The organism is Onishia taeanensis (assembly GCF_013349955.1).
Taxonomy (GTDB): Bacteria; Pseudomonadota; Gammaproteobacteria; order Pseudomonadales; family Halomonadaceae; genus Onishia; species Onishia taeanensis_B.
The window spans coordinates 1-24,155 of the sequence record NZ_JABVXC010000012.1 but is presented as its reverse complement, the minus strand read 5'-3'; the positions used below and the strand labels follow the sequence as shown (position 1 = coordinate 24,155).

Genomic DNA, 24,155 nt, shown 5'->3' with positions numbered 1-24,155 from the left:
TTGGTCTCGGGTATGACGCCGTTAGTCATCCTGCGACATACTGGGGTGGGATGAATTGATGATGGCAACTAGGTTTCAGGTGGATAGGTGGAGTGAATGACACGGTGCGGGAGGCAGTCAGGCTTTACGCTAATTGAGTTGCTGGTGACGGTTGCGTTGATCGTCATCATCGCCACCGTCGCTGTGCCGAGCTTTTCCGGGCTGGTGAACGACAATCGGCTAACAACAGTGACCAATAATCTCAACGCAACCCTGCGGCTCGCCCGCAGCGAAGCCATCAAGCGCAACCGCACGCTGACATTATGCGGCCTCAACGGCTGTGGGAGCGACTGGAGTACTGGCTGGCAACTGGTGACCAAGAAAACCGATGGGACGGTGGAGAGCGTGGTTCAGCAACATGCCGTTCGGGATGATGGTGTCACCATCACCAGTAACGCATCCGTCACCTTCAATTCCTTTGGCCGGCCTGATGGCGCCAGTAGCTACTGCCTGACGATAAGCGCTGATGGGCAGAGTCAGGTTCTGAAGGTTGCCCCCAGTGGCTCAATAGCAGCAGGGAGTACTTGCCCACCATGACGCGTCAAAGTGGCGTTTCGTTGATAGAGGTGTTGATTTCGCTACTCGTGCTGGGGATCGGCATTCTCGGCATGGTTGCCTTGCAGACTCGTTCTCTTGCTCTGGATCGAGAGGCCTACTTGCGTAGTCAGGCTGCAAGCCTGGCCTATGACCTGGGAGACCGGATGCGCGCCAATGAGGGGCAACTAGGTGCCTATGCCACTGCGCTGGGTAATGACGTCAACTGTGACGACGATGAGCCGAGTGGCGGCAGTCTTGCCAGTCGAGATTTGGCTGACTGGTTGATTGATATCGCATGCACTCTGCCGGAAGGGGATGGCAGCGTGGCCGTCACCGGTGATGAAGTGGTTATCACCGTGGCATGGTCCTCGGCCCCAGGCCTGGGCGGCGATCAGCAACGCTTCGAGACATGGGTGCAGCCGTGAAAGATGTCCACTATTTGAGACTCTCGCGCCAGCGTGGTGCGAATTTGGTCGAGCTAATGATCGTGCTGGTGCTGGGGTTGGTGATCACGGCAGGCATTTATCAATTATTCAGTTCCAATCAGCGCACTTACCGCTTACAGAATGCCATTTCCGAGGTACAGGAAAACGGTCGCTTTTTACTGGATGTCTTCCAGCGCGACCTGCGTCACGCCGGTTATGCGCCGGCCTGCCAGGGGGAGGCAGGGTCAGGCGTTGGCCTGGTGCTGAACCTGCAAGATGCTACGGCCGGTAGGCTGTTTCCAAATGATCGCTTCGATGCGATAGGTGGCTGGGAAAGCCGAGGCAACGATGCCTATACCTCACAAGTAGACTCCAGTAATTATCAGCAAGGTGATCTGCTGCTGATTCACCATGCGGCCACGCCAGCCGGGCAACGCTTGGCCCAGGATATCAATGCCGGCGACCAAAACATCAAGCTCAATAATGAGAACGGGTTGGCTAAGGGTGACCTTCTGGCTTTTATCGAAAAAAACAACTGCGAAATCGTCGAGACCACCAGCGATAAAAAGCTGAGCGCCCCTGACCCTTTTACGCATACGTTTACACATGTGTCTGGAGGTGGAAGCACTTGGGTGGGGGCGCCGCAAGCTAGTATTTATTACATCGGTTGGGACAATCCTAGCGGTGCATCTGGCCTTAGGCGTCGTGATTTGGTGTCTGGTCGTTCAGAGACATTGGCCAGCCCGGTGGTGGATATGGAGCTACGATTTTTAAGAAACGGGACATATGAGAAAGCTCCACCGAATGCCGATTGGCAGGATATCACCGCTGTTCGCGTTAGCCTGCTGCTGCGCTCGTCCGAGACCAACGTGCTAGATAGCCCCGCCAAGGTGACAGTCGGCGATCTCGATTTCCAGGCCGGGGAAGATGATTTTCATCTTTATCAGGGCTTTACGACAACGGTTGCCCTGCGTAATCGTTTGGCCGAGGGGAGGAGATGATGCCATTGGGTCGCGCTAACTCTCCACGTCTTCAACCGACACGCCTGCCTCCCGCTTGCCGGCAGCAAGGCATGGCACTGATTGTGTCGCTGTTTTTTCTGCTGTTATTGAGTTTGCTAGCGGTATCTTCTGTTCAGGACGCCACGCTTCAGGAGCGTATGGTCGCCAACCAGCGAGATCATGCCATGGCTTTTCAGGCAGCGGAAGCCGCCTTGAAGGCTGCGGAAGAGCAGGCTGATAGCGATAATGGAATCAAGAATACCCAGTGGAATGGCAGCGATAAGTCTTTGACGACAACGTCTGTGAATGCATCAGGTGTAAGTAGCAATCCAGGGTACTATATATGGCACCCTACGGGCCTGGCAGGCCAGGCTGGCGAGGGGGACGATAATAATAATCCCTACCCTATTTATCAGATTAGTGCGGTTGGCTATGGTGGTTCACCTAATAGCCGCGTGGTTTTGCAGAGTTGGTATATCCCTGATAACTAAAGGCATTGTCATGCGTATACGATTTTTCCCCATCACACTGCTGCTGTTTTTCGCAGGAGGGATACAGGTGACCCTGGCGGCCGACCTGGCACAAGCACCACTTTCAGTAGGCCCCAGAGTCGACCCTAACCTGATGTTCATCATCGATGACTCTGGCTCCATGCGCTTCGAAAATATGCCAGAGTCAAATATTGCTCTTTCAGCACGTTTTATCTATCCACGAGCTGATAATGTTTACCAATCTGGTTATGGGGGTGGAGAGTATTCCAATATCGTGCCGACTTTCGATCAGGACGATGCCTACAATGCTTATAGTCGTTCGCCGCAAGCCAATACGCTTTACTATAATCCCGCCGTGACCTATCAGCCCTGGACGCGCGCTGATGGGTCCAGAATGGCGCCGGCTAACCCCAACAATGCCTACCATAACCCCAGCATCCCAAGCCGCGGTGGGCGCAATCTCACCTTTGAAAATACGCAGTCGGCGGATCGTTGGATAGGCAATTGCAATAATATCACGGAAGTAGGGCCAGCGGGGTGTGAACCGATTCGTAGTAGAGAGTATGTCTGTGGCTGGTTTGGGTGGTCTTATCGCTGCGGTTACCAGTATACCGAGAGCTATGAAGACACATTCTACCCTGCCTTGTATTATAGCCACACTGGCGGAAGCTATAATAATATTAATAACTATCGTCGCGTGGAGATTCGCTTCGGGAATGGGCCATTTAAAGGGGAGGGGCGCGAGAATCGCAGCGACTGTGCCAATGCCTCAGCCGATATACCGAGCTGCACCTATCAAGAAGAAATACAGAACTTTGCCAACTGGTACACTTACTATCGTTCGAGAACCCTGGCTGCCCGGGCAGGCATCGGCGAGGCATTTTCGCAACTGGGTGAAACGATACGGGTGGGGTTTGACACTATCAATAGCAATGGCAACGTCGTTCAGGGGGATGTGTCGAAGGGCGTACGTGTCTTTGAGGGGGAGGGGCGCAGCGGCTTTTTCGATGAACTCTATACCCACGAAGTCCCCGCCGAAGGCACGCCGCTGCGCCGAGGCCTTCAGCGTAGCGGCAACTACTTCGAAAAGCATGATGAGCCTTGGCGTAATGATCCCAGTTCGGACCAATCCAGCGGTTTCCAATCCTGCCGTGCCAACTATGCGTTGATGATGACCGACGGCTATTGGAGTGGGAATAATCCTCCGGGTATTAATAATGTCGATGGCTCGGAAGGTGATATTATTGAAGGGCCTGATGACCGAAGATATCAATATAAACCCTCCGCCCCTTATGCCGATGGTGTGTCATCAACGCTTGCCGATGTGGCCATGCACTATTGGAAAAACGATCTTAGGGAGGGTAGGAAGAATGGGCTTGCCAACGATGTACCTGTCAACGCTCAGGACCCTGCTTTCTGGCAGCATATGACCACCTTCGGTGTGGGGTTCGGTGTGTCGGGCTCTATTGATCCAGATAGCGCTTGGCAGGCGGTTGAGAATGAAGAGAGTGTTGACTGGCCAAGTGAAAATGATTTCAGCAGCCGTGATTCGGGTACCGCAAACCGAGCACGCTTGGATGATCTGTTGCATGCATCGATCAACGGCCATGGTGGCTTCTTTAGTGCGTCCGACCCCCAAGCTTTTGTCGAAGGGCTGGATACCGTGCTGGGAACGATCGTATCTCGTCAGGAGACTTCGGTAGTACCGGTGGCAGTCAGTAATGACACCATTGGGCCGGATACGCAGCTCTTCTCGGCTGGGTTTCGCAGCACTGATTGGTCGGGGGAGCTCAAGGGTTATCAGTTACTCTCCGGGGGCAAGCGTGACCTTAAGTGGGATGCTGAGGTTATGTTGCGTGGTCAGAAACCGGATGATCGGGTGCTGCTGACCGCACAGGGCGCTGGGTCTAACACAAACGGTAAAATGCTGAGTACTGGCAGCAGCGATCTAAGTGCAAGTCAAATTCGCTGGCTCTATGGTGAAGAAGTCGATGGCTTGCGTAGCCGTATTCCCGACGGTCAGGAAGAGCCTAACCTGCTGGGGGATATCGTCAACAGCGCGCCTTTCTTGCTGACGCCACCAGATGACAGCGAGCGCTCAGGCATGGTCTTCAACAGCGATCGCCGAGGTATGGTCTTCGTCGGCGCCAACGATGGCATGCTGCATGGTTTTTCCGCTGATAACGGAAAAGAGTTATTTGCTTACCTTCCCAGTGAGTTAGTCACTAGCCAGCTAGGCAAAAAGGCACCGTTAGAATCGCTGATGGCGCCTGATTACACTCACCGGTACTTTGTCGATGGCTCACCGGTTGCCCGTAACGTCGAGATAAAGGAGTCCCGTAACGAGGATATAGACGTTGGTCAGAATGCGTTCGTCGTCGGCACCATGGGCGCCGGTGGGCGTACGGTTTTTGCGCTTGATGTATCCGACCCTGAAGGCATGAGTACAAGGGACGTGCTATGGGAATTCTCTGACGAGGCACTGGGGGAAGGTGTTACTCGACCATCAATCTCCAGGATTAACATTGGCACTGAGGAAAATCCAGAATCTCGCTGGGTGGTATTGTTTGGCAATGGCTATAACAGCAAGACTCAGCAGGCGGTGATGTTCGCTGTTGATTTGCAAACTGGCGACGAGCTAAAGCGATGGAATACTGGCGTCGGAGGGGCTGACAATCCCAATGGACTGGCACCGCCTACTGCTACGCGCTGGCCAGACTACAATGGCTTTAGCCAATATGCCTACGCGGGTGACTTGCAGGGGAATATGTGGCGCTTTGATTTATCCAATCTGTTGAGCGCACCGCAGCGGCTCCTGAAAGGCCAAACCGATCAGCCGATTACCGCGCCTGTGCAGCTTGAGTTCAAGCCCGGTGATTCCAGCACCCTGGTCGTACTATTTGGTACGGGCAGTTTCCAGTTCGTTGACGATCGCTATGATACAAGCGAACAGCGTTTATATGGGGTGTTCGATTCGGGTAATGAGAACTTAACGTCGGTACAAGCTAGCGACCCTGATTCGGTCCTACTCCACAAAGTCCTTGTTATCGATGAAGGCAGTGATTTCCGTACCATCAGGAAAGATGGTGGAACGGCTCAGCGAGGCTGGTACATGGACCTGCCGGAGGGAGAAAGAATGGTGTCCATGCCGACACTGCCAGCCGGTATCTATCATCAGCGGGCGCTATTTTCGACGCTGAGACCTCTGTTTGGCCAATGTACTGCCGGGGTCGACGGTTACGTTTACAGTTTACTTCTCGAAACCGGCGGCGTTGGCACCAGAGCCTTCTTCGATACCAACGGTGATGGCAAGGTCGACAGTGCTGACAACATCACTGATGCCAATGGCGACGCTCAAGTGGCGGCGGGCATCAAGCTGGGTAACGGGGAATCTCAGGTCGTGGTGCGCGACCCGGGAACCGGCCAAGGCGTTCTGGCAGGTACTATAGGCAGTGCTGGTGGCCCGCAACGCACTGGCGTCTCGGGAGCCACAACCGGCCGGCAGTCATGGCGTCAGATTTTTGAACCCTAGGAGCTTTTTATGCGCAGTGGTCTGCCGCGCGGTTTTACCTTGATCGAGCTGATGATTGCGGTAGCGGTCATCGCCATTCTGGCCAGTATCGCCTACCCCTCCTACCAGAGGTACGTAAACGATACCTGGCGCACACGGGCTGTAGCCTGTCTCGATGAGCTGGCTCAAGGGATGGAACGCCGGTATACCGAGACCTTCAGCTACAAGAACGATGATCAGCCGTTGCCGAATGCTGAATGCGTCAGTGAGTTGGCTAATGCCAATCGCTACACGCTTGCTTTCGCCGACAAAGAACCCACGGAGCAAACGTTTGTGATTGAGGCTACCCCTTCGGGGCCGCAGGCGCCTGATGCGGATTGCGGCACGCTGTCACTCGACCAGACCGGACAAGCTTCCATTTCGGGGTCTGGGACGATTGCCCAGTGTTTCTAGCAGTCCCCGGGCGGGCCGACCCTAAGGCGTCCGGTGGCACTCATCACCAGTGTCGCGGATGCGTCCTGCCCGCACAGCGTAAAGGTGCCGTTATACCCTCGCGGCCAGCCACTCGAGCCGATGCGTAGCCAGCGATAGCCATTGCGGAAGTTAACGCGCTCGAGGTTGCCAGCAGAAACTACCTTCAGTACTTCAGCATCTTCGAGTGCATCCCCATCTACATTGCCCACCATTATCAGCAACGGCAGTTCCCAGTTGGTGCTGCATTGCTTGTTATCAGCGCTGGGGCACAGCGTCAGTCGCCGCTGCTGGCTTATGGCGGTGTTTCTGGTCAGCGCAATCGCTCGCTGCAGGCGGCTGATATCCGTATCGATCGAGAGCTGCTCCATAAGTCGTTGGAAATTAGGCACGCCCCAAGTAAGCATGACCGTCAGTACGGCAAGGGTCACCAGCAGCTCAATCAGAGTGAAGCCAGCCCTGTGATGTTGTAGTTGGGTCTCTACTCTCGTGCGCATGTCTCTCTCCTTCCCTGGAGTGTCCGATGCCCCCGCACATCCTGCTCTTGGGGTATTCGCTGTCGCCCGTTTCTCTGCTCGCTCCGTCGCTCGTCCTTTATTCTGTCGAGCTTTCCATTACTCTAGCCAAAACTGTTGTAAGCCAGAGCGTATTCTATTGTGAGCGATTTCCTGATTATCGGCGGTGGCGTCATCGGCATGATGACGGCTTTGCAACTGGCCGACGCGGGCCAGTCGGTAACGCTGGTTGAGCGTGGCGAGTGCGGCCGCGAGGCCTCATGGGCGGGGGGCGGCATCGTCTCGCCGCTTTACCCTTGGCGCTACGGCACGCCGGTTTCTCGGCTGTCGCGCTGGTCCGAGGGGTTCTACCCGGAGCTCAGCCTACGGCTTCTTGAGGAAACCGGCATCGATCCGGAATATCGCCAGAAGGGCCTGCTGTATCTGCGTGTCGAGGACGAGGCGCGTGCCCTCGATTGGGCGCGCCAGGTCGGCAAACCCCTGGAACGAGTGGGCCCGGAGGTGATCTATGCCAAGGAGCCCGCGGCCGCGCCGGGCTGTGAGCAGGCGCTATGGATGCCGACGCTTGGTAGTATTCGCAACCCGCGCCTGGGCCAGGCGCTGCGCGCGCGACTGGCGATGATGCCTCGGGTCACGCTGCGTGAGCATGAAACGGTTACCGGTCTTGAGCGCGATGCAGGCGATGCGGTGGTTGGTGCCCGCACGAAAGAGGGCTTGATCGCGGCAGACCGTGTGATCGTCTGCGGTGGGGCCTGGGCGGCGCAACTGCTGGAGAGCGTCGAGGTGGCGCTGTCGGTGCGTCCGGTGAAGGGACAGATGATTCTCTTCAAGGCGCCGGCGGGGCTTGTCCAGCGGGTGGTGTTGATGGACGGGCGCTACGTGATTCCCCGCGGCGATGGCCGCGTGCTGGCGGGCTCGACGCTGGAAGAGGTGGGCTTCAACAAGGCGCTTAGCGATGAGGCTCGGGAGTCGCTTTGGCAGAGCGCCGTCCGGATCGTGCCGGCGCTTGCTGACTGCGAGGTGGAACATCACTGGGCCGGGCTGCGCCCCGGCTCGCCAGAAGGCATTCCATTCATCGGCGCGGTGCCTGGCGTGGAGAACCTCTGGGTCAATGCCGGTCACTACCGCAACGGTCTGGTGCTGGCACCCGCTTCAACTCGCCTGCTGGTCGACGAGCTGCTGGGCCGTGAGCCGATCATCGACCCGGCCCCTTATCGATTGGTTGGTCGCCTTGGCGAGTGACAACACGAGTGGCAAAAATAGCTAGCGGCGCCGGCGTCAGGTCTGGGCGAGAGATAGGCTCCGCCCAGCGCGGTGCCGGGGCGAGGCGCCCTCAGTCGGAAGGATGTTGCTCGGCCAGGTACTTGTCGCGATGGGGCGTGCTGCAGAACCATTCGCCTTGTTCGCGCAGGGCCTCATCCTCGGGTAGGTGCACCTGGCAATAGACGCAGCGCACCATGTGGCCACCCTCCTGGTGAGCCTCCTTGCGCTCCCATTCCTCGCGCTCCAGCTTCCAGTCGCGGTACATGCGGTAGAGCTTGAGGCCGGCCCAGAACAGCACGGCGAAAATGATCAGGCGAATGATCAACAGGTTCATCCTTTTATGACTCCCTGGTCGGGCCGCGTGAGAAGGTTTAGTGTTTTGCTACTCGGGCGGCCATGCGGGACAATACGGTTATCCGAGAGTTTCGAGAGATTTCCCCGACCATGCAAGACCTGACGCTGGTGATGGCCCAATTCGACCCCTTGGTCGGCGATATTCCCGGCAACGCCGAGCGTGCCATCGAAGCGGTGCGCGAGGCCCGCATCGAGCACGGCGCGGATATCGTGGTATTCCCCGAACTGTTCCTGACTGGCTACCCGCCGGAGGATCTGCTGCTGCGCCCCTCCATGGAGACGCGCCTGCGGGAGGCCCGTGCGCGCATGGCGGCCAAGGTCGCCCGCGACGTGCTGGTGATTATCGGTTACCCCGGTCGCCGTGAAGGGCAGACCTATAACCTGGCGGGCCTTTTGTATAACGGCGAATGGCTCGACGAGTATGCCAAGCAGGCGCTGCCCAACTATCAAGTGTTCGACGAGCAGCGCTACTTCAGCGCCGGCACCGAGCCGCTGGTGGTCGAGCATAAGGGGGCCAAGCTCGGCATCCTGATCTGCGAGGACGTCTGGAAGACCGAGCCGGTTCGCCTGGCCTGCGAGGCGGGCGCGGAGATTCTGATTACGCTCAATTCGTCGCCCTATCATCAGGACAAGCCCTCAGAGCGTCTCGAGCTCCTGCGCGAGCGGGCTGCCGAGGCCCAGCGCCCGCTGGTCTATGTGAACCAGGTGGGCGGTCAGGACGAGCTGGTGTTCGACGGCGGCTCAGCCTGCGTCGATGCCAATGGCCAGTTGCAGGTACAGGCGCCCCACTGGCAGGTGGGGCTGATGCCGGTGCAGTTCCTGCGCGAGCAGAATGGCTGGGTGCCGCAGGCCGGTGAGTGCGAGCCGCTGCCCGAGCCTGAGGAAAGCCTCTATTGTGCGCTGGTCACCGGGGTGCGTGATTACGTCAACAAGAGCGGCTTCAAGGGGGTGGTGATCGGCCTGTCAGGGGGCATCGACTCGGCGCTGACACTTGCCATTGCGGTGGATGCCCTGGGGCCTGAGCGGGTGCATGCGGTGATGATGCCCTACCACTACACCGCGGATATCTCCAGGGCGGACGCCGCCGAACAGGCCAAGCTGTTGGGCGTCGGCTACGAGGTGATGCCCATCGCGCCGATGGTCGAGAGCTTCCTGGACACCCTGGCCGAGAGCTTCGCCGGTACCGAGCGCGACACCACCGAGGAGAACCTGCAGTCCCGCTGTCGTGGCGTGCTGCTGATGGCGATCTCCAACAAGAAGGGCCTGATGGTGTTGACCACCGGCAACAAGAGCGAGATGGCGGTCGGTTATGCCACCCTCTATGGCGATATGGTCGGCGGCTACAATGCGCTGAAAGACGTCTACAAGACCTGGGTCTACCGGCTGGCGCGCTGGCGCAACGACCAGGAGCCGGCGATTCCCGAGCGAGTCATCGAGCGTCCGCCGTCGGCAGAGCTGGCGCCGGATCAGCAGGACAGCGACTCCTTGCCCGGATACGACATCCTGGACGCTATCCTGGTTCGCTACATCGAGGGCGACATGAGCGCCGAGGCGATCATCGACGCCGGCTTCGCTCGCGAGGATGTCTATCAGGTAGTCAAGCTGGTCGACCGCTGCGAATACAAGCGTCGTCAGGCGCCGGTAGGCGTGCGCGTGACCCCGAGGGGCTTCGGTCGCGACCGGCGCTATCCAATCGTCAACGGTTGGCAGCCCGGGGAATGACCCCGGCTTAGCCGGGGAGACATAAGCTGTAAGCGCGGCGCTACGCGCCTGGAAGCTGGAGGAGTCGCCCTCTGCCAAGACAGCGCGGTGGTGGGTGTTTCTTCCAGCTTATCGCTTACGGCTCCCCGAAGGGGCATTACAGCGTCAGCGGCTCAGCATCGACGTAACGGGGCTCGAAGGCCCTGCCGTCGAGGCGTTCGTTATCCGGCGCATTCTCGATCAGGGTGGCGAGCACTTCGCGGGCTCGATCGGTCATGCCAAGGCCCAGATAGCCTTCGACCATGACCGCCAGAGCGTCGTGATTGGCCGGTGCCTCCGGGTAGTGGGAGATCACCCAGCGCCCGCGTTTGACCGCCGCCAGGTAGGCGCCCTTGCGCAGATAGAAGTCGGCCACCTGCAGCTCATGGCGGGCCAGCACGTTGCGGAGGTAGACCAGGCGCTGCTGGGCGTCCGGGGCATACTCGCTGTCCGGGAAGCGTTCGATCAGCTCCCGGAAGTCGTTGTAGGACTCGCGGGTGGCGCCCAGGTCGCGCTTGGAAATGTCGATCAGCTTGAGCCCTTCGAGGCTAAAGCGGCCCGCCTGATAGGCGGCCAGACCACGCATGTAGTAGGCGTAGTCGACCTGGGGATGGTCCGGCTGCAGGCGGATGAAGCGGCTGGCAGCCGCCCGCGCCGATTCCCAGTTGTCGGTCTGGTAGTAGGCGTAGATCAGTTCCAGCTGTGCCTGCTCGGCGTGGTCGCCAAAGGGATAGCGGGCGTCGAGGGCTTCGAGCCGGCTCACGGCGTTGGTATAGTTCTGCGCCTCCAGCGCCGTCATCGCCTGCTGGTAGAGCTCGGCTTCCGCGAGCTCGTCGGGAACGGTATCGTTGCCGGCGCAGCCGGCGAGCAGGGCGGCTGTCAGGGCATAGGCGCCCAGCCGTGTGCCACGGGGGAAAACGCGCATCATGGTCCTCGTCTCAAACAACCCGAATGGCCGTGGTAGAATTACGCAGCGGCTCATCATAAAGCACTCACGATAAACCACTCAGGGCAGGCCGCAAAGCGCCGAGCCTTGGTGCCTCGTCAGTGCCACCTCAAAGGCACACAGCCCCCATGTCAGAAACCGTACATCGCGACGCCCGCATTCCCGAGGCCATGGCCGGCCAGCGCTTCGATCAGGTGGCGGCCGAGATCTTCGCCGACTTCTCTCGAGAGCGCCTCAAGGCCTGGATAAAGTCCGGCGACCTGACCCTCGATGGCGCTCGTGCCAAGCCCAAGGACAAGATCTACGGCGGCGAGCAGCTCGTGCTGACCGCTGTGGTCGAGGACGAACTGCGTTTTGAGCCCCAGGCCATCGAGCTGGACATCGTCCATGAAGACGCCGCCGTGCTGGTGATCAACAAGCCCGCCGGCCTGGTGGTGCACCCGGCCGCCGGTAACCCTGACGGTACCCTGCTCAATGCCGTTCTGCATCATTGCCCGGCGCTTGCTAGCGTGCCTCGCGCCGGTATCGTGCACCGCCTCGACAAGGACACCACCGGCTTGATGGTGGTAGCGAAGACTCTTGCCGCCCAGACCCAGCTTGTCGAGCAGTTGCAGGCGCGCAGCGTCTCGCGGGAATACGATGCCATCGTCACCGGGGTCGTGACCTCCGGCGGGCGCATCGAGGCGCCGATCGGGCGCCATCCCAAAGATCGCAAACGCCAGGCCGTCACGGCGTCTGGCAAGCCGGCCGTTACCCACTACCGGGTGACCGAGCGTTTCCGCAATCACACCCATGTGCGCTGCAAGCTCGAGACCGGGCGGACCCACCAGATTCGTGTACACATGGCCCACCAGCGCTTTCCGCTGATTGGCGATAGCCTCTATGGTGGGCGTCTCAAGCTGCCGCCGGGGGCGGACGATGATCTCAAGGACCTGCTGCGCGGCTTCCCGCGTCAGGCCCTGCATGCCCGCAAGCTGGCTTTCGTTCATCCGGAAAGCGGCCAGCGCCTCGAGTTTCGCGCCGCACTGCCCGACGATATGCTGATGCTGCTCGATTACCTGCGCGACGATCACGAAACCATGCGATGAGGCCATTGCTTTGCTGAGGAATCCGGTGATGACGGACCCCGCTGCGACGCTGCACCCGCACCCCACTCTAGTGCTGCCCGACTGGCCGGCGCCGAGCACGGTGCGGGCCCTGGTCACCACCCGCGAGACCGGGCCCAGCCAAGGGCCCTTCGCGGCCTTCAATACCGCCGAACATGTGGGTGACGACCCGGCGATGGTGTCGCGCTGTCGCGAGCTGTTGCAGGCCGAGATCGGTAGTGACCGTCCGCTGCTGTGGCTCGACCAGGTGCATGGCGCCAGCGTGCAGCAGGTTTATGTGCCGGATGCGCCTCAAGCCGATGCCGCGGTGGCCTTCGATGCCGGCCATGCCTGCGTGGTGCAGACCGCCGACTGTCTGCCGGTGTTCTTCTGCGACCGGCTGGGCACCCGGGTGGGTATCGCCCATGCCGGCTGGCGAGGGCTCGCCGGCGGCGTGCTCGAAGCCACGGTGGCGGCGCTGGGTATCGAGCCCAGCGAACTGATGGCCTGGCTAGGCCCGGCGATTTCCAACGCGCAGTTCGAGGTGGGCCCCGAAGTGCACGATGCCTTCGTGGCAGTTCAACCCGAGGCCGAGAGCGCCTTCGAGCCCAGTCCCTATCGTCTCGGTCACTACATGGCCGATATCTACCGGCTGGCGCGGCTGCGCCTCGAGCGCCTCGGCGTCGCCCACATCAGCGGCGGCCATTTCTGCACCGCCTGCGAACCGCGCTTCTACTCCCACCGCCGTGACGACGGCGTCACTGGCCGTATGGCCAGCGCGATCTGGCTGCGCTGATGCGGTTGAGTACTTCGGCGGCCTGGACCGCGAAGACGCGGTGAATCCCTACCTGGGGGCTCGGCTTTTCATCTGACCGCCATGGATGGCGGAAATGCCGGAATCGCATGGATGCACCTTCCGGCCCTGAAAAAGACGCTTCGCCTTACCAGGCTGCCCATGCTGTGTTACCTGCGTCATATTCGGTGGCCCCTAAGCCAACCTTGATCTGCATCAAGCCGGTGCACCTTTCCTAAGGCTGGCGCCTTGAAAGAGGGCCACCATACCTCCATTGATACTGTCAAGACACGACACAGGCAGGCGGTGCGTCCGAATGCGCCGCTGCCCTCATGGAGGACATGCGATGCGATTCGATAAATTCACTGGCAAATTGCAAACTGCGGTGGCCGATGCCCAATCCCTGGCGGTGGGGCGTGGCCATAATCAGCTCGATCCTGGCCATCTGCTCATGGCGCTGCTCGAGGATCGCGACGCCGGCCTCAAGGGGCTGGTCGACAAGGCCGGCGGCGATGCAGCAGCGTTGCGCAGCGCGCTGACCAATTATCTGGATGGGCTTCCCGAGGTCGGCCAGTTCGACGGCGAGGTCCAGCCGTCCAGGGACTTCGTGCGGCTGATGAACCTGGCCGACCGGGAAGCCCAGAAGCGCGGCGATCAGTTTATCGCAAGCGAGTTGGTGCTAGTGGCGGCGCTTGCCATGAATAATGCGGTCACCAAGCTGTTGACCCAGGCCGGCCTCACTCAGAAGGCCTTGGCCGCGGCCATCGACAGCCTGCGCGGCGGCCAGAAGGTCGACGACCCCAACGCCGAAGAATCTCGCGAGGCACTGGCCAAGTACACCCTGGACCTGACCGCCCGGGCCGCCGAAGGCAAGCTTGACCCGGTGATCGGCCGTGACGACGAGATCCGCCGCACCATCCAGGTGCTGCAGCGCCGCACCAAGAACAACCCGGTGCTGATCGGCGAGCCTGGCGTCGGCAAGACCGCCATCGTCGAAGGCCTGGCCAACCGCATCATTGACGGCGAGGTGCCGGAAGGGCTCAAGGACAAGCGCGTGCTGTCGCTAGACATGGGCGCGCTGCTGGCCGGCGCCAAGTTCCGCGGTGAGTTCGAAGAGCGGCTCAAGGCGGTGCTCAACGAGCTGGCTCAGGAAGAGGGGCGGGTGATCCTGTTCATCGATGAGCTGCATACCATGGTCGGCGCCGGTAAGGCCGAGGGCGCCATGGACGCCGGCAACATGCTCAAGCCGGCCCTGGCACGCGGCGAGCTGCATTGCGTGGGTGCGACGACCCTGGATGAGTACCGCAAGTACATCGAGAAGGACGCGGCACTGGAGCGCCGCTTCCAGAAGGTGTTGGTCGACGAGCCCTCCGAGGAGGACACCATCGCTATCCTGCGTGGCCTCAAGGAGCGCTACGAGGTCCATCATCGTCTCCATATCACCGACTCGGCGATCATCGCCGCGGCCAAGCTGTCGGCGCGCTATATCACCGACCGCCAGCTGCCGGACAAGGCCATCGACCTGATCGACGAGGCCTCCTCGCGGATTCGCATGGAGCTCGACTCCAAGCCCGAGGAAATGGACCGCCTCGACCGGCGCCTGATCCAGCTCAAGATGGAGCGCGAGCAGCTTAAGAAAGAGACCGATGATGCCTCCCAGAAGCGCCTGGAAAGTATCGAGACCCAGATCGACGAGCTGTCTCGGGAATACGCCGACCTCGACGAGGTCTGGAAGTCCGAGAAGGCCAGCATCGAGGGCGCGGCCCAGCACAAGGCCGAACTCGACAAGGCGCGCATCGAACTCGACGCCGCCAAGCGCCAGAACGACTATGAGACGATGTCCAAGCTGCAGTACGGGGTGATTCCGGAGCTCGAGCGTAAGATCGCCGCGATCGAGGAAAGCGAAACTGCGGACACCTCGACCCACACCTTGCTGCGCTCCAACGTCACCGAGGAGGAGGTCGCCGAGGTGGTATCGCGTTGGACCGGCATCCCGGTATCCAAAATGCTCGAGGGCGAGCGCGACAAGCTGCTGCGCATGGAAGAGGCCTTGCACGAACGGGTGATCGGCCAGGATGAGGCGGTCACAGCGGTGGCCAATGCGGTGCGCCGTTCCCGGGCCGGGCTTGCCGACCCGAACCGGCCCAACGGCTCCTTCCTGTTCCTCGGCCCGACCGGGGTGGGCAAGACCGAGCTGTGCAAGTCGTTGGCCAACTTCCTCTTCGATACCGAGGAGGCCATGGTACGCATCGATATGTCCGAGTTCATGGAGAAGCACTCCGTGGCCCGTCTGATCGGCGCGCCTCCGGGCTATGTCGGCTATGAAGAAGGCGGCTATCTGACCGAAGCGGTGCGTCGCAAGCCCTACTCGGTGCTGTTGCTCGATGAGGTCGAGAAGGCGCACGCCGATGTCTTCAACATCCTGCTCCAGGTGCTTGAGGATGGCCGGCTGACCGACGGTCAGGGACGTACCGTGGACTTTCGCAATACCGTGATCGTGATGACCTCCAATATGGGCTCGGACATCATCCAGCGCATGGGCGGCGAAGACAGCGGTGATAGCGAGAAGGACTACGCGCACATGAAGGAAATGGTGATGGCGGTGGTCGGCGACCACTTCCGTCCCGAGCTGATCAACCGTATCGATGAGGTGGTGGTCTTCCACGCCCTCGGCCAGGAGCAGATCCAGGCCATTGCCAGTATCCAGCTCGATCGTCTGCGGGCGCGGCTTGCCGAGCACGAGCTGTCGCTCCAGATCAGTGACGATGCGCTGGCCCAGCTGGCAGTGGTGGGCTTCGACCCGGTATTTGGTGCCCGGCCGCTCAAGCGGGCGATCCAGAGTCGGATCGAGAACCCGCTGGCGCAGGACTTGCTCGCCGGCAAGTTCGCCCCGGGCGACACCATCAAGGTCGCAAGCCAGGACGGAAAGTTGGTGTTCAGCAAGGAGTAACCAAAGAGGCTTTATCAAGTCTCGGCCGACCCGAATACCAACCGCGTCGGTCGGCCACACGAAAGGCCCGCCTCTCAGGAGGCGGGCCTTCGTGCTTTATGGGGCTCCTAGGTCAGCGCCCGACTACCAGGGCTCGACTACCAGGGCTCGTGATCAGCGTGAGCCGGCGCTGGCGGGGCGCGTCTTTGGCGTCGGCTCGCGCACCAGGCGCTGCTGCAGAGCTTCCAGCGATACTCCCTTGGTTTCGGGCATCAGGAATTTCACGAACAGCACCTGCAGTGCCATCATCACCGCGAAGAAGGCAAACACCGGGCCGCCGTTGAAGGTGCCGAGCACCCAGGGCATCACCAGGGTGATCAGGGCCGCGCAGATCCAGTGTACGGAGCTGCCGAAGGACTGGCCGCGGGCGCGCACATGGTTGGGGAAGACCTCGGCGATGAACACCCAGATGATCGCCCCCTGGCTGATCGCGTGAGCGGCGATGAACAGTCCCAGCAGCAAAGGCACCTCGAGACCACCGAGGTTGCCGAGGAAGAAGGCCCGCGAGATCAGCACCAACGAGACCAGGTAGCCCACTGAGCCGATATACAGCAGGGTGCGACGCCCCAGGCGGTCGATCAGCGCCATGCCGGCCATGGTGAAGACCAGGTTGACCAGGCCGATGCCGGCGGATGAGAGCAGGGCGGCACTATTGCCGAGTTCGGCGGCTTCGAATACTCGCGGCGCGTAGTAGATGATGAAGTTGATACCCGAGAACTGGTTGAAGAAGGCGATCAAGAAGGCCAGCAGGACCGGCAGGCGATAGCGTCCGGAGAAGAAGGGCGCATGGGCCTTCTGTTCGCTGGTTTCCGCGGCGCGGATGGTGGCGATTTCGCGATCCACATCGGCATTGGGGTCAATCTTTCTCAGCACTTCGCTTGCGCCCTCAACGTCGTTGCGCTTGAGAATCAGCCAGCGCGGGCTCTTGGGTACTCGGCAGATCATCAGGGTGTACAGCAACGCCGGCACTGCCTCGATGCCCAGCATCCAGCGCCACGCACCTTCTCCCAGCAGTGAACCCATCACGAAGTTGGAGACGAAGGCCATCAGGATGCCAAACACGATGTTGAACTGGTAGAGGCCCACCAGTGCTCCGCGGTGCTTGGCTGGCGCGATTTCGGAGATGTAGGTAGGGGCGGCGACCGAGGAGATTCCCACGCCGATGCCGCCAATCAGGCGGAAGAAGGAAAACCAGTAGGGGTCAGTGGCCAGCGCCGAGCCCAGCGCCGAGCCCAGATAGAGGATGCCGATCAGCACCAGGGTGGCTCGGCGTCCCAGCCTGTCGGTGGGCCAGTTGCCGCCGATGGCACCTACCACCGTGCCCCACAGCGCCATCGACATGACCAGCAGCCCATGCTGCAGATCGCTGAGTCCCCAGAGGGCCTGAATGGGCTTGTCGGCGCCGGAGATGACGGCGGTATCGAAGCCGAACAGGAAGCCGGCGAGGGCAACCGTGATCGACCACTGAATGATGCGAGACATGCGCTTTCTCCTTGCTGGGCACCTTTCGTCGCTGCTTCTCTTGAGCCCTTGGCTGGTTCGCCTCAGGTGAATCGATTCACCTGAGGCGAAGACCAAATGCTAAGGCCAGAGGGTTCGGACCAGGGCGATACAGTCTGCTGGTCCAAGCGGCCAGGAAAAGCCCGGCGAAAGGCTAAAGGTGCGTTATGTGGTTAGCTGAATCGTGTCAGCCGAGAACTATTACAGCAACCAGCCGGCAAATCTACCACCCAAAACGCGCTAGACATTGGTCCAAGAGTGGTGGCGCCGGTACCATATCCCTTGCACCCATAGGGCCATTCGGACGCCTGTCAGCCGGTTGAAGTGGCTGGTTCTCGTCTACTCGTCGCAGGAAGGCGGTTTCACGGTTGACACTACCGAGGGCCTATTGGACTCTTGACGGTTCCTGATTGCGGGCGCGGACGAATCCGGGCGATCCCCGACCGCCGCGTGAAGGGTAGGTCGTAAGACCTCTACCCGCCGAAGGATTATCCGGGCAAGGCTACCCGCCACGCTCGGCCAACGCCCCGACACGGTGAACCGCCGTGATGTGAGTGCAGGCCCTATCCGGGCCGAATGAAGCCAGGGTTTGGCATCAGGTGCCGGCATCGACCGGCCGCGGCATACCGCCGCACTCGACTTGCGTGCCTCTTTGAGCACGGCAAGGCACTCGAGACCTCCAGGGGAGAAATACAGTGGAACTGCTTTCCGGCGCCGACATGATCGCCCGCTTCCTTCAGGACGAGGGCGTCGAATACATCTATGGCTATCCCGGCGGAGCGGCGTTGCATATCTATGACGCCCTATTTCGTCAGGACAAGGTCAAACACATCCTGGTACGCCATGAGCAGGCCGCGACGCATGCCGCCGACGGCTATGCCCGGGCTTCCGGCAAACCAGGTACCGTGCTGGTCACCTCGGGTCCCGGCGCGACCAACGCCGTGACCGGCATCGCCACCGCCTACATGGACTCGATCCCACTCGTCGTGCTGTGCGGGCAGGTGATGAGCCACTTGATTGGTGATGATGCCTTCCAGGAAACCGACATCATCGGTGTGACCCGTCCGGTGGTGAAGCACAGCTTCTCGATCAGGCACCCGTCGGAGATTCCCGAGGTGCTGAAGAAGGCGTACTACCTGGCCGCGACTGGTCGCCCCGGGCCGGTAGTGGTGGACATTCCCAAGGACATGACCGCTCCCACCGAGCGTTACGAGTACGTCTACCCGAAGAAGGTCAAGCTGCGCTCCTACAACCCGGTCACTCGTGGCCATACCGGCCAGATCAAGAAAGCCGTGGAGCTGATGCTCAAGGCCAAGCGTCCAGTGTTCTACACCGGTGGCGGGGTGGTCACCGGTAATGCCAGCGAAGGCCTGACGGACCTGGTCAAACACCTGGGCTTTCCGATCACCACGACGCTGATGGGCATCGGCGCCTACCCGCAGAGTGATCGTCAGTGCCTCGGTTGGCTGGGTATGCACGGTTCTTATGAATCGAACATGGCCATGCACCATGCCGATCTGGTGATCGCCATCGGGGCGCGCTTCGATGACCGGGTGACCAATAACACCTCCAAGTTCTGTCCCACGGCCAAGATCATTCACGTCGATATCGATCCCAGTTCGGTATCCAAGACCGTGCGCGCTGACGTGCCGATCGTCGGACCGGCGGCCAGCGTCATCAACGAAATGATCAGCCTGATACAGGGCAAAGAAATCAGTCAGCCTGACGCACTCGCCGAGTGGTGGCAGAAGCTCGATGGCTGGCGCGAAGAGCGGGTAGGCAAGCTCTATGAGCCCTCACAGGAAGGCGAGCCGCTCAAGCCACAGGAAGTGATCGAAGCTATCTGCCGGGCAACGCGCGGCGAGGCCTACGTCACCACCGATGTCGGCCAGCATCAGATGTTTGCGGCCCAGTACTACAAGTTCGACAAGCCCAATCGCCTCATTACCTCGGGCGGACTGGGCACCATGGGCTTCGGTTTTCCAGCGGCCATGGGCATCAAGAAGAGCTATCCGGACGATGATGTGGTCTGCATCACCGGTGAGGGCAGCTTCCAGATGATGATGCAGGAGCTCTCGACCTGTAAGCAGTACGGGGTGGGGGTGAAAATCATCAACCTGAACAACGGCTCGCTGGGCATGGTGCGCCAGTGGCAGGATTTGAACTACAAGTCCCGTCACGCCCAATCCTACATGGAGTCGCTGCCGGACTTTCAGATGCTGATCGAGTCGTATGGTTTCACCGCTCTCAAGGTGGAACGTCACGAGGATCTCGAACCCGCTCTCGAGCGGGCCTTCGCCGACAAGAACGAGCTGGTGTTTCTCGACGTTTATGTCGATCCGCGCGAGCACGTTTATCCGATGCAGGTGCCCTTGGGCTCCATGCGTGACATGCTGCTTTCGAAGACGGAGCGGACCTGATGCGCCATATCATCTCGATCCTGATGGAAAACGAACCCGGCGCCTTGTCTCGTGTGGTGGGGCTGTTCTCGCAGCGCAACTACAACATCGAGTCGCTCAACGTCGCGCCGACCGAAGACCCGACGCTGTCGCGCCTGACCGTCACCACCACTGGTGACGATCGGGTGATCGAGCAGATCACCAAGCACCTCAACAAGCTGATCGACGTGGTCAAGCTGGTCGACCTGACCGAGGGGCAGCATATCGAGCGCGAGCTGATGCTGGTCAAGGTCAAGGCGCTCGGCGCGGCCCGTGACGAGGTCAAGCGCACCGCCGATATCTTCCGCGCTCAGGTGGTCGATGTGACGCCGAACCTCTACACGGTGCAGATCACCGGCGATGCCAGCAAGCTGGATGCCTTCCTTCAGGCCATGGCCCCGGTGGGTATCCTCGAGGTGGCGCGTACCGGTGTCTCGGGTATCGCTCGCGGCGACAAGGTGCTGAGCCTCTGAGGTTGCGTTGGCGGCCGTAAGCCAAGGCCGCGTCTCTAGGAAAGTCGCCAGGAAAGCCGCTCTTCGGAGCGGCTTTTTCGTGCCTGGCCGGTCGGGGCGCTATCGTGCCGAGACTTCGGACCATAGCGCGCGGATCAGCGGGCTCTTCAGCCGGCGCTGGGCCACACACAGTCCGACGTCGTAGTGGGGCAGCTCGGGTTTGACCGCCAGGGCCTGCACCCGGGCAGCCAGCGGACTGTTGTCGACCACGATTTTCGGCACCACGCCGATGCCGAAGCCCAGCCCGACCATGCTGACGATGGCCTCGTGCCCGGCGACCTGGGCATAGATGTGCGGCGTAATGCCCAGCGCCTTGAACCAGGTATCGCTGTATTCCCGCGACAGGCCCGACTCGGAAAGTACCATCGGCACTTCGGCCCATTGCTTGGCGGTGGGGACTTCTGGATGAGCGGGCATCCAGTCGGCACCGTCCCGTGGGGCGATGAACACCAGCGGCGAGGTGGTCATCGGTTTGAAGGCCAGGGCCTCGGGGAGGCGTCGCGGTCGCGGGGTGATCGCCATGTCCTCTTCGCCGGCCAGTACCCGCGAGATCGAATGGGCCGGGTCGCCGGTATGCAGCTTGAGCTCAATGCGCGGATGGCGGGTACGAAAGTCGCTCAGCAGCTCATACAGGAAGCTGTAGCTGGCGGTCACCGAGCAGAAAATGCTGATCTCGCCGGCGAGTGCCGCGGTTTCTTCCATCAGGGCCTGGCGCACCAGCTCCCATTGCTCCAGGGCATCTCGGGCGTAGGTCTGAAAGATCAGGCCCTGGTGGGTCAGAGCGACGTGGCGGTTGTCCCTCTCGAAGAGCGTTGCCCCCAGGCTTTCCTCGAGAGAACGGATCGAGCGGGATAGCGTCGAGGGGCTAACGTGGCAGGCATCGCTGGCGCGGCCGAAATGTAGGGTGTCGGCCAGGCTCATGAAGTGTTGGAGGTCGCGTATGTCCATAAGGGTCATTGCACTTTATGGGATGTGATGTTGCAAATATAGCGTTTTACGCAACGCGATGTCTGTCGTATCGTCCTTGCATCGGCATCACATACCACAAGCGTCGCAATAGACGGCGCGGGTTGCCATCAACGCTGACACTCTTCTCATTCGTTATCAGGAATATCGCTATGCACGTTTATTACGACAAGGACTGCGACCTCTCTCTCATCCAGGGCAAGAAGGTCACCATCGTGGGTTACGGCTCTCAGGGCCACGCGCACGCCAACAACCTGAAGGAATCCGGCGTCGACGTCACTGTCGCGCTGCGCCCGGGTTCTTCTTCTGCCGCCAAGGCCGAAGCGGCCGGCCTCAAGGTGGCGTCCGTCGCCGAAGCGAGCCAGACCGCTGACGTGGTCATGCTGCTGGCGCCCGACGAGAACCAGAAGGCGATCTACGAGCAGGAAGTGGCGCCGAACCTGAAGCAGGGCGCAACGCTGGCCTTCGCTCACGGCTTCAACATCCACTACAACCAGATCGAGCCGCGCAAGGACCTGGACGTGATCATGATCGCGCCCAAGGCCCCGGGCCACACTGTGCGTTCCGAATTCGTCAAGGGTGGCGGCATTCCCGACCTGATCGCCGTTCAGCAGGACGCGACCGGTAACGCCAAGGCGCTGGCGCTCTCCTACGCGGCAGGTGTCGGCGGCGGTCGTACCGGTATCATCGAAACCACCTTCCGTGCCGAGACCGAAACCGATCTGTTCGGCGAACAGGCCGTGCTGTGCGGCGGTGCCGTCGAGCTGGTCAAGGCCGGCTTCGAGACCCTGACCGAAGCAGGCTACGAGCCGGAAATGGCCTACTTCGAGTGCCTGCACGAGCTTAAGCTGATCGTCGATCTGATGTACGAAGGCGGTATCGCCAACATGAACTACTCGATCTCCAACAATGCGGAGTTCGGCGAGTACTTCACCGGCAAGGAAGTCATCAACGACCAGTCCCGCGAAGCGATGCGCAACGCCCTCAAGCGTATCCAGAACGGTGACTATGCCAAGAGCTTCATCGCTGAGAGCCAGACCAACTATCCGTCAATGACCGCGCGTCGTCGTCTCAACGCCGAGCACCCGATCGAGCAGGTTGGCGAGAAGCTGCGCTCCATGATGCCTTGGATCGCCGCCAACCAGCTGGTCGATAAGTCCAAGAACTGATCGCATGAGCTGATTGACAGTTCCGGTCGATAGCTAGGGCCAAGCAATACGGCCATCATGACAGCGAGGGTGCGGATTTCCGCGCCCTCGCTGTTTTCTTACATTCCACCGTTACTATCGTTGTCGGAGCTAGCATGTAGAATGGCTCTCGTGTCACTGACACATATCCCAGCAACGGAAGACCTCTATGAGCCAGGATTCGCAAAAGACCGAACACGAGCGCCCCGAACACGACGAGGATGTCACCGCGACGTTCTTGCGCGAGACGGAGGTGGTCGAAGAAGCGGTCGAGGATGGTAAGAAGATCCGGCGGCGTGGCATCTACCTGCTGCCGAACCTGTTCACTACCTCCGCATTGTTCTCGGGCTTCTTCGCCGTAGTGGCCGGCATCAATGGCGACTTTTCGGCAGCCGCCATCGCGATCTTCATCGCCATGGTGCTCGACGGCCTCGATGGCCGCGTCGCGCGCATGACCAATACCCAAAGTGCCTTCGGCGCCGAGTACGATAGTCTTGCCGACATGATTTCGTTCGGCATGGCGCCCGCTTTAGTTGCTTTTACCTGGATTCTTCAGGACCTCGGCAAGGTCGGCTGGGTGGTAGCCTTCCTGTATGTGGCCTGTGCCGCACTCCGCCTGGCCCGCTTCAATGTGCAGATCGGCTCCACCGACAAGAGATGGTTCATTGGGTTGCCCAGTCCCTCCGCCGCTGCCCTGGTGGCCGCGAGTGTTTGGACCTTCCACAGCTTCGATGCTAATGCCTTCGCCTTCAAGCTGCTGATGCTGGTGGTGGTCGCTGCATCAGGCGTGCTGATGGTCAGCAATATCCGTTACTACAGCTTCAAGGATGTCGATCTCAAGGGGCCGGTGCCTTTCGTGGTATTGCTCGCCATCGTGCTGGGCTTCGTGGTGATCTCAGTAGAACCGTCAGTCATGTTACTGCTGCTGTTCGCCGCCTATGTTGCCTCGGGGCCGGTGCTTGCCGTGCTGCGCAAGATGAAAAATCAGCCGGCTAGCTAATCCTTCAGTGCTACGGCCTGGCGATTGTGCTGCCTGCTCAATAACGCCCGCCCTTGTGCGGGCGTTGTCGTGTCTAGCCCCTCGATCTATCCACACCCGGTCAGCCGCCTTCATCTATCCACAACCTCTTCGTCATCTTTTTGCAGGAAAGGGGTTGTATGGCACGTCGATAATCCGTAAAGTACGCATCCGCTGCCGCCGACGGGCAAACGTCGGACGCGGTGAAGGGTGTTGGAAGCACTTGTTTTCGTTAAGGTTTTTCGGTTCGCTTGAGTCGATAAGCATTGACAAAAACGCCGGAAACGGTAGAATGCACCTCCACTCGATCGGCGCTCAACTCGCCGCTGGTTCACCCGGTCATCTACGGTGAGCAACAACAGCAAGGGTTGACA

At 60.4% G+C, this 24,155-nt stretch carries 20 protein-coding genes; 15 read left to right on the top strand and 5 right to left on the bottom strand.

What is annotated here, in order from left to right; translation table 11 throughout:
* Positions 1 to 96 precede the first annotated feature (96 nt).
* The 6 genes from HUS66_RS13455 (at position 97) to HUS66_RS13430 (ending at position 6,457) form a co-directional block, all read left to right on the top strand.
* Positions 97 to 576 carry a GspH/FimT family pseudopilin gene (locus HUS66_RS13455; protein ID WP_254628838.1) on the top strand — a complete coding sequence of 160 codons (480 nt, stop codon included), beginning with the start codon at positions 97 to 99 and terminating at the stop codon, positions 574 to 576.
* Positions 573 to 1,001, top strand: coding sequence for a type IV pilus modification protein PilV (pilV, locus tag HUS66_RS13450; RefSeq protein ID WP_175071439.1), 429 nt, complete (start codon positions 573 to 575; stop codon positions 999 to 1,001). Before HUS66_RS13455 ends, pilV begins: the two co-directional genes overlap by 4 nt.
* Positions 998 to 2,002: a PilW family protein gene (locus HUS66_RS18025; protein ID WP_175071438.1), complete on the top strand. Its 1,005-nt coding sequence runs from the start codon at positions 998 to 1,000 to the stop codon at positions 2,000 to 2,002. The genes pilV and HUS66_RS18025 overlap by 4 nt, the downstream gene beginning before the upstream one ends.
* 71 nt (positions 2,003 to 2,073) lie before the next feature.
* Positions 2,074 to 2,493 carry a pilus assembly PilX family protein gene (locus HUS66_RS13440; RefSeq protein ID WP_175071437.1) on the top strand — a complete coding sequence of 140 codons (420 nt, stop codon included), beginning with the start codon at positions 2,074 to 2,076 and terminating at the stop codon, positions 2,491 to 2,493.
* Positions 2,494 to 2,503: 10 nt separating this feature from the next.
* Entirely contained in the window at positions 2,504 to 6,025 is a 3,522-nt protein-coding gene (locus tag HUS66_RS13435; RefSeq protein ID WP_175071436.1) for a pilus assembly protein, read from the top strand.
* Positions 6,026 to 6,034: 9 nt separating this feature from the next.
* The gene (locus tag HUS66_RS13430; RefSeq protein WP_175071435.1) at positions 6,035 to 6,457 is read left to right on the top strand and encodes a type IV pilin protein; all 423 of its coding nucleotides are present in this window, start codon (positions 6,035 to 6,037) and stop codon (positions 6,455 to 6,457) included.
* On the opposite strand, the gene HUS66_RS13425 is transcribed toward HUS66_RS13430, so the two are convergent.
* Positions 6,454 to 6,972, bottom strand: a complete 519-nt coding sequence (locus HUS66_RS13425) for a GspH/FimT family pseudopilin (protein ID WP_175071433.1) — start codon at positions 6,970 to 6,972, stop codon at positions 6,454 to 6,456. The two genes, HUS66_RS13430 and HUS66_RS13425, sit on opposite strands and share 4 nt — an antisense overlap.
* 159 nt (positions 6,973 to 7,131) lie before the next feature.
* Between HUS66_RS13425 and thiO the strand changes: the two genes are divergently transcribed.
* Positions 7,132 to 8,232, top strand: coding sequence for a glycine oxidase ThiO (thiO, locus tag HUS66_RS13420; RefSeq protein WP_175071430.1), 1,101 nt, complete (start codon positions 7,132 to 7,134; stop codon positions 8,230 to 8,232).
* A 91-nt stretch (positions 8,233 to 8,323) separates the two neighbouring features.
* Here the strand turns inward: thiO and HUS66_RS13415 are convergent, their stop codons facing one another.
* Positions 8,324 to 8,587, bottom strand: a complete 264-nt coding sequence (locus HUS66_RS13415; protein WP_175071428.1) for a PP0621 family protein — start codon at positions 8,585 to 8,587, stop codon at positions 8,324 to 8,326.
* A 110-nt stretch (positions 8,588 to 8,697) separates the two neighbouring features.
* Between HUS66_RS13415 and HUS66_RS13410 the strand changes: the two genes are divergently transcribed.
* On the top strand, positions 8,698 to 10,329 hold the full coding sequence (locus HUS66_RS13410) for an NAD+ synthase (RefSeq protein ID WP_175071426.1): 1,632 nt from the start codon (positions 8,698 to 8,700) through the stop codon (positions 10,327 to 10,329).
* 136 nt (positions 10,330 to 10,465) lie between these two features.
* Here HUS66_RS13410 and HUS66_RS13405 read toward each other — a convergent pair whose 3' ends face one another.
* Positions 10,466 to 11,272 (bottom strand): outer membrane protein assembly factor BamD, encoded by an 807-nt coding sequence (locus tag HUS66_RS13405; protein WP_175071590.1) that lies wholly within the window; start codon positions 11,270 to 11,272, stop codon positions 10,466 to 10,468.
* Positions 11,273 to 11,421: 149 nt separating this feature from the next.
* Between HUS66_RS13405 and rluD the strand changes: the two genes are divergently transcribed.
* The 3 genes from rluD to clpB all read left to right on the top strand — a co-directional run bounded on the left by rluD (position 11,422) and on the right by clpB (position 16,121).
* Entirely contained in the window at positions 11,422 to 12,381 is a 960-nt protein-coding gene (rluD, locus tag HUS66_RS13400; protein ID WP_175071424.1) for a 23S rRNA pseudouridine(1911/1915/1917) synthase RluD, read from the top strand.
* 28 nt (positions 12,382 to 12,409) lie between these two features.
* Positions 12,410 to 13,174, top strand: coding sequence for a peptidoglycan editing factor PgeF (gene pgeF, locus HUS66_RS13395; RefSeq protein ID WP_175071422.1), 765 nt, complete (start codon positions 12,410 to 12,412; stop codon positions 13,172 to 13,174).
* A gap of 343 nt (positions 13,175 to 13,517) precedes the next feature.
* Positions 13,518 to 16,121 (top strand): ATP-dependent chaperone ClpB, encoded by a 2,604-nt coding sequence (clpB, locus tag HUS66_RS13390; RefSeq protein ID WP_175071421.1) that lies wholly within the window; start codon positions 13,518 to 13,520, stop codon positions 16,119 to 16,121.
* Between the two features lie 153 nt (positions 16,122 to 16,274).
* Here the strand turns inward: clpB and HUS66_RS13385 are convergent, their stop codons facing one another.
* Positions 16,275 to 17,642: a sugar porter family MFS transporter gene (locus HUS66_RS13385; RefSeq protein ID WP_175071420.1), complete on the bottom strand. Its 1,368-nt coding sequence runs from the start codon at positions 17,640 to 17,642 to the stop codon at positions 16,275 to 16,277.
* 713 nt (positions 17,643 to 18,355) lie between these two features.
* On the opposite strand from HUS66_RS13385, the gene HUS66_RS13380 reads away from it, so the two are divergent.
* Both HUS66_RS13380 and ilvN read left to right on the top strand, forming a co-directional pair.
* Positions 18,356 to 20,080 (top strand): acetolactate synthase 3 large subunit, encoded by a 1,725-nt coding sequence (locus HUS66_RS13380; protein ID WP_175071418.1) that lies wholly within the window; start codon positions 18,356 to 18,358, stop codon positions 20,078 to 20,080.
* Complete coding sequence (ilvN, locus tag HUS66_RS13375) at positions 20,080 to 20,571, top strand: acetolactate synthase small subunit (RefSeq protein WP_175071416.1); 492 nt, start codon at positions 20,080 to 20,082, stop codon at positions 20,569 to 20,571. The genes HUS66_RS13380 and ilvN overlap by 1 nt, the downstream gene beginning before the upstream one ends.
* A gap of 99 nt (positions 20,572 to 20,670) precedes the next feature.
* Here the strand turns inward: ilvN and ilvY are convergent, their stop codons facing one another.
* Complete coding sequence (gene ilvY, locus HUS66_RS13370) at positions 20,671 to 21,558, bottom strand: HTH-type transcriptional activator IlvY (protein ID WP_175071413.1); 888 nt, start codon at positions 21,556 to 21,558, stop codon at positions 20,671 to 20,673.
* A gap of 170 nt (positions 21,559 to 21,728) precedes the next feature.
* Here ilvY and ilvC point away from each other — a divergent pair, with 170 nt between their 5' ends.
* Complete coding sequence (ilvC, locus tag HUS66_RS13365; RefSeq protein ID WP_175071411.1) at positions 21,729 to 22,745, top strand: ketol-acid reductoisomerase; 1,017 nt, start codon at positions 21,729 to 21,731, stop codon at positions 22,743 to 22,745.
* Between the two features lie 187 nt (positions 22,746 to 22,932).
* Positions 22,933 to 23,763 (top strand): CDP-diacylglycerol--serine O-phosphatidyltransferase, encoded by an 831-nt coding sequence (gene pssA / locus HUS66_RS13360; protein ID WP_175071409.1) that lies wholly within the window; start codon positions 22,933 to 22,935, stop codon positions 23,761 to 23,763.
* Positions 23,764 to 24,155: the final 392 nt, after the last annotated feature.

Bases quoted from the DNA above. Each gene is read 5' to 3' on its own strand.
- pssA (WP_175071409.1), top strand. From the start codon at position 22,933: ATGAGCCAGGATTCGCAAAAGACCGAACACGAGCGCCCCGAACACGAC.
- HUS66_RS13385 (WP_175071420.1), bottom strand. From the start codon at position 17,642: ATGTCTCGCATCATTCAGTGGTCGATCACGGTTGCCCTCGCCGGCTTC.
- HUS66_RS13440 (WP_175071437.1), top strand. From the start codon at position 2,074: ATGGCACTGATTGTGTCGCTGTTTTTTCTGCTGTTATTGAGTTTGCTA.
- ilvN (WP_175071416.1), top strand. From the start codon at position 20,080: ATGCGCCATATCATCTCGATCCTGATGGAAAACGAACCCGGCGCCTTG.
- clpB (WP_175071421.1), top strand. From the start codon at position 13,518: ATGCGATTCGATAAATTCACTGGCAAATTGCAAACTGCGGTGGCCGAT.
- HUS66_RS13405 (WP_175071590.1), bottom strand. From the start codon at position 11,272: ATGCGCGTTTTCCCCCGTGGCACACGGCTGGGCGCCTATGCCCTGACA.
- HUS66_RS13415 (WP_175071428.1), bottom strand. From the start codon at position 8,587: ATGAACCTGTTGATCATTCGCCTGATCATTTTCGCCGTGCTGTTCTGG.
- HUS66_RS13435 (WP_175071436.1), top strand. From the start codon at position 2,504: ATGCGTATACGATTTTTCCCCATCACACTGCTGCTGTTTTTCGCAGGA.
- ilvY (WP_175071413.1), bottom strand. From the start codon at position 21,558: ATGGACATACGCGACCTCCAACACTTCATGAGCCTGGCCGACACCCTA.
- pilV (WP_175071439.1), top strand. From the start codon at position 573: ATGACGCGTCAAAGTGGCGTTTCGTTGATAGAGGTGTTGATTTCGCTA.
- ilvC (WP_175071411.1), top strand. From the start codon at position 21,729: ATGCACGTTTATTACGACAAGGACTGCGACCTCTCTCTCATCCAGGGC.
- HUS66_RS13410 (WP_175071426.1), top strand. From the start codon at position 8,698: ATGCAAGACCTGACGCTGGTGATGGCCCAATTCGACCCCTTGGTCGGC.
- HUS66_RS13455 (WP_254628838.1), top strand. From the start codon at position 97: ATGACACGGTGCGGGAGGCAGTCAGGCTTTACGCTAATTGAGTTGCTG.
- HUS66_RS13430 (WP_175071435.1), top strand. From the start codon at position 6,035: ATGCGCAGTGGTCTGCCGCGCGGTTTTACCTTGATCGAGCTGATGATT.
- HUS66_RS13425 (WP_175071433.1), bottom strand. From the start codon at position 6,972: ATGCGCACGAGAGTAGAGACCCAACTACAACATCACAGGGCTGGCTTC.
- pgeF (WP_175071422.1), top strand. From the start codon at position 12,410: ATGACGGACCCCGCTGCGACGCTGCACCCGCACCCCACTCTAGTGCTG.
- rluD (WP_175071424.1), top strand. From the start codon at position 11,422: ATGTCAGAAACCGTACATCGCGACGCCCGCATTCCCGAGGCCATGGCC.